This is a genomic window from Parafrankia elaeagni, from assembly GCF_000374165.1.
Classification (GTDB): domain Bacteria; phylum Actinomycetota; class Actinomycetes; order Frankiales; family Frankiaceae; genus Parafrankia; species Parafrankia elaeagni.
The window spans coordinates 1-4,293 of the sequence record NZ_KB893679.1; the positions used below are offsets into that span (position 1 = coordinate 1).

Consider the following 4,293-nt stretch of genomic DNA (forward strand, 5'->3'; position numbering starts at 1 on the left):
CGGCCTCTACGCCGGCCGGCCCGCCCGCCCCACCGGCGCACTCGTCCTCGGCGCGCTCAACACGCTGCGCCTCATGCCCGCGCGCGACGGCCAGCCCGCCTACATCCCCCGCCCACCACACCTTCACCAACACCTCCTCGACATCCTCGGCGTCGACCCGACCCGACCACCTTGATCACCAGTCAGGCAGGTCGAAGCATCGAATCCCCATGTGCGGAAGACCCGGCTAGTTGAACTGGATGAACGACTGCAGCAGACCCAGCAGCACCCCGGCGAGCATCGCGACGCGCATCGACACCATGCGGGCGATCACCGCCGCCGCCAGCGCCCGGACGAGGGTGGTGGGGCCCAGGGTGGTGAGCTGGTCCAGCGACTTGTTCTGCGCCGAGATCAGGATCAGGCAGAGGGTGCCGACCAGCCCGGCGAGCGCCCACATGGCGGTGGAGACCGCCTTCGGGCTGATGCCCTGCAGCCGGGCCAGCTCGGGGTTGCTGGCCGACGCCTGGACCGTGCGACCGAGCACCGTGCGGCTCAGGAACAGGCCGAGCAGGATGGCGACGACGGGCACCGTGACCAGGACGCTCAGCTGGGCACCGGTGATCCGCAGGTCCGAGGAGGGCGACCAGGCGCCACCCCACGGCACCGGGTAGTACTCCCGCGGGTAGTCGTCGAGGTCCGGCAGGCCGGTGACGACGGTCAGGGCGAGCTGGGCGACGCCGATGGTGGCGACGAGCAGGATCACCCGGGGTGCCTGGAACAGGCGGCGGATCACCGTGAGGTCGACGAGCGCGCCGAAGGCCGCGCCGACGATCAGCGACAGCGGCAGTGCCACCCAGTAGGGGACGCCCCAGCGGACGACGAACAGCGCGAACAGCGCGGAGCCGATGAGGCCCATGTTCGCGACCGCGAAGTTGATGACCCGGGTGGATCGGTGGACCAGGACGATGCTAATCGCGAGCAGACCGATGACCAGCCCGGTGACCGCGCCGTCGAACAGCAGCTGTGCGGTGGGCATCTGCATGGTGGTCAGCCGCCTTCCCGGCCGAGGAACACGGCGCGGGCCAGGTCGTCGCGTTCGGCGAGCTCACGGGCCGGGCCGGTGAAGCGGACCTGGCCCTTCTCCAGGAACACGGCCCGGTCGGCGACGGCGAGGGCGATGTTCAGTGACTGTTCGACGACGACGATCGTCAGCCCGTCGGCCTTGAGCCGTTCGAGGATGGCCAGCAGGTCCTGCACGACGGCCGGCGCGAGGCCCAGGGACAGCTCGTCGATGAGCAGTACCTCGGGGTCGTGCAGCAGCACCATCGCGAGCGCGAGCATCTGCTGCTGGCCGCCGGACAGCTGGCCGGCCAGCTGTGACTCGCGGCTGGCGAGATCGGGGAACAGATCGAGGACGTAGGCGAACCGACGGTCGCGGTCGGCCCGGTCGCGGCGCATCCGGAACGCCGCCATCTCCAGGTTCTCCCGGATCGTCATGTCGGCGAACACGCCCTTGCCGCCGGGCAGCAGGTGTACGCCGTACTTCCCGCGTTGTTCCGGCGCGACGTAGGTGATCGTGCGCCCGCCGAGCCGCACGACTCCGCGGGACGGGGTGCCGAGTCCGCAGATGACCTTCAGGATGGTCGACTTGCCGGCGCCGTTCGTCCCGAGCAGCGCCAGGGTCTCGCCGCGGCGGACCTCGAAGGCGACGTCGAACAGCACCTGCACGTTGCCGTAGGAGAAGTCGATGTTGTTGACCTGCAGAACCGGGATGTTCTCCGGGTCGGCGTTCCGCCGGTCGCGTTCGGCGAGCTCCTCCCGCAGGTCCGCGACCACCAGGGACAGGTCGCTCTTCACGAACGACGCGCCGCGGATCATCATCAGCCCGCCGACCAGGGTCGCGGGGATCCCGATCACGAGCACGGCGACCCGGGGGTCGTAGGCGTCGCTGATCAGCCCGGACAGGACCGCACCGCCGGTGGCGCCGACGAAGAACATGTAGACCGCCGCCAGCGCCATGCCCAGCCCGCGCAGGCGGTACGGCGTCACGGACTGCACCACCGGGCCGACCATCGCGAACGCGACCGACGCGAACACCGCACCCGGAACGCTCAGCAGCATGAAGGCGACCCAGCCCGGCATGAACCACTGGATCGGCAGCAGCACCGCACCCGGCAGCACGCACACCCCGAGCAGCCTGACCGCCCGCTCCGGATCGCGGTGGTAAAGCCGGTCGTAGCGCGGCGCGACAATCGGCAGCGCGACGACCAGCGCGGCCCCGCCGAGCGAGCCCATCAGGCCACGCTGGAACGTCGACATCCCGTAGTGGTCCTGCGCCCACAGGTTCGCCAGCACACTCGTGGTGAAAAGGCTGAACCCCAATGCCGAGAACGCGGTGACCGCCGTCCGGACGGTCCGGATCCGCATCAGCCGCGCGAAGGCCGCCTCCACCGAGATCGGCATCGCCTCCGCGTCCTCGACCACCTCGCCGAGAACCGACTTCATCTCCTGCTGGCCCCGTGCCGGCTCCGGCAGCCGGAAGGCGATGATGGCGACGACCAGCGCGGGCAGGCCGAGGATCAGGAACGGCCACCGCCAGCCGTCCTCGCCACCCGCCAAGGTCGCGATGCCCGCGACGACCAGCGGACTCAACGCGCCGGTGACCCGCGCCGCACCGTAGATCGAGGCGGAAAGCCGCCCACGCACGCCGATCGGATAGGCGTCCGCGATCAGCGATCCGTGCACCGTGTTGTTGCTCGACTTCGCGATCCCGACACCGAACCGGGCCAGGAAGAACAGGAACGCGCTTGCGGCCAGGCCGGACGCGAGCACCATCGCCGAGAAGGCGACGCCCGCCCAGCCGATCACCCGGCTGCGCCGGAAATGGTCGGCCAGATATCCCATCGGCAGCGCGCCCAGCACCAGGAAGGCACCGGCGGCCGCCGAGATGAACACGATCGCGCCGTCGGACAGCCCGAAGGAGTCCCGGATGTCCGGAGCCAGGACCGACAGCGCCGCCGACTCCAGTTCGTCCAGCGCGTTCAACAGCACCAGAACCAGGAACGTCAGTGACCCACCCGCGGCCAGCCCTTCACGCAGTGACAGGGGCTCGCCGCCGACACCCGGCAGGAGACTGTCCGCGAACAGCTCTTCGCGCTGATCCTGGGCCTGTCGCTCCTGCCGCTCCGCCTCCGCGTCGATCAGCCCGGCGGCCAGCCCGGCCACGGAGGTCAAGGACTGGTCGGTCATCGAAGTTCCCCGGTCTGCTCCGCCGGCACTGCCTCGACGTGGACGGCCGCGGGCGGGCAGCCGTCGGCCGTGACGGTCAGCGTGATCGAACCGGGCGCGGTCGGACGGATCACGGCGAGCGCCCGCCCGTCGAACGTCGTTCGTACCGTGTCGAAGAAGTTCTCCTCCGACCGCGGGTTCGCGCTGCCGAAGCCCTGCAGCACTGCCGGCCCGGTCAGTTCGACGGCGATCCTGCGATCGGCGGTGTTGTACAGACTGCCGGCCGCGTCGACCAGGGTGACGGACACGAAGGCCAGATCGCGGTCGTCGGCCGTGATCTGCTCCCGGTCGGCGATGACGTCGAGCCGGACCTCGCCGGTGGCGGAGCGCAGGGCGGTCCGACCGGTCTCGTGGCCGTCGGTGTAGGCGACGGCCGTGAGCGAGCCGGGTTCGAAGACGGTGTCGAAGGAGGCGGTGAAACGGTGCTTCTCCCCCGCCGGAGCCCGCCCGACCGAGCGGCCGTTGACCAGGAGTTCGACGTCGTCCGCGGCGGAGTAGACGTCGACCCGGACCGGCCTGTCCTCGTGACCGCTCCAGCTCCAGCTTGCGATCGAGTCGCTCCACGACCACCAGGTCGCCAGCCGGACCGGTTCACCATGCCGCTCGGGGCGATGGACGGCGATGTAGGGCGTGGTTCGCAGCCCGAAGACGACCTCCCGGTAGTAGGAGGCCGGGCGCCGATGACCGGTGATGTCGATGTCGCCGCACCAGGCTGTGAGCCACGGGTAGGCCCCAGGGCTGCGCGAAGATCGCCTAGTGTGACGATCCATTGCCCTATGTAGCCAGGTAGTGGAGTGCCCGGTAGCGGTCGCCGGCGATGCGCTCGAGGGTTTCCTTGACCTTTCGGACTCCGTGGAGGCGGAGGAGACTCAGCGCGAGGTTGCGGATGGTGGCGAGGTTTCTGGGCCCGTTTCCTCGGGAGGCGTGGCAGGCGTCCTCGCGCCAGGCGGTGTCGCGGATGTAGTGGAGGCGGTTCTCGATTCCCCAGTGCAGGCGGACGTGGGTGTGGATGGCTGCCGGGGTGGC

At 70.1% G+C, this 4,293-nt stretch carries 1 protein-coding gene and 3 pseudogenes; all 4 read right to left on the minus strand.

What is annotated here, in order from left to right; genetic code table 11:
* Positions 1-229 precede the first annotated feature (229 nt).
* Positions 230-1,021, minus strand: a pseudogene (locus tag B207_RS0104345) (branched-chain amino acid ABC transporter permease); the annotation flags it as partial.
* 5 nt (positions 1,022-1,026) lie between these two features.
* The gene (locus tag B207_RS0104350; protein WP_018635300.1) at positions 1,027-3,228 is read right to left on the minus strand and encodes an ATP-binding protein; all 2,202 of its coding nucleotides are present in this window, start codon (positions 3,226-3,228) and stop codon (positions 1,027-1,029) included.
* Positions 3,225-4,001 (minus strand): annotated as a pseudogene (locus B207_RS0104355) (DUF4982 domain-containing protein); the annotation flags it as partial. The pseudogene B207_RS0104355 and the gene B207_RS0104350, both read right to left, overlap by 4 nt.
* Before the next feature lie 40 nt (positions 4,002-4,041).
* A pseudogene (locus B207_RS40485) lies at positions 4,042-4,293 on the minus strand (ISAs1 family transposase); the annotation flags it as partial.

What these genes read in the sequence shown, in the direction of transcription:
- B207_RS0104350 (WP_018635300.1), bottom strand. Translation starts at nt 3,228, where the DNA reads ATGACCGACCAGTCCTTGACCTCCGTGGCCGGGCTGGCCGCCGGGCTG.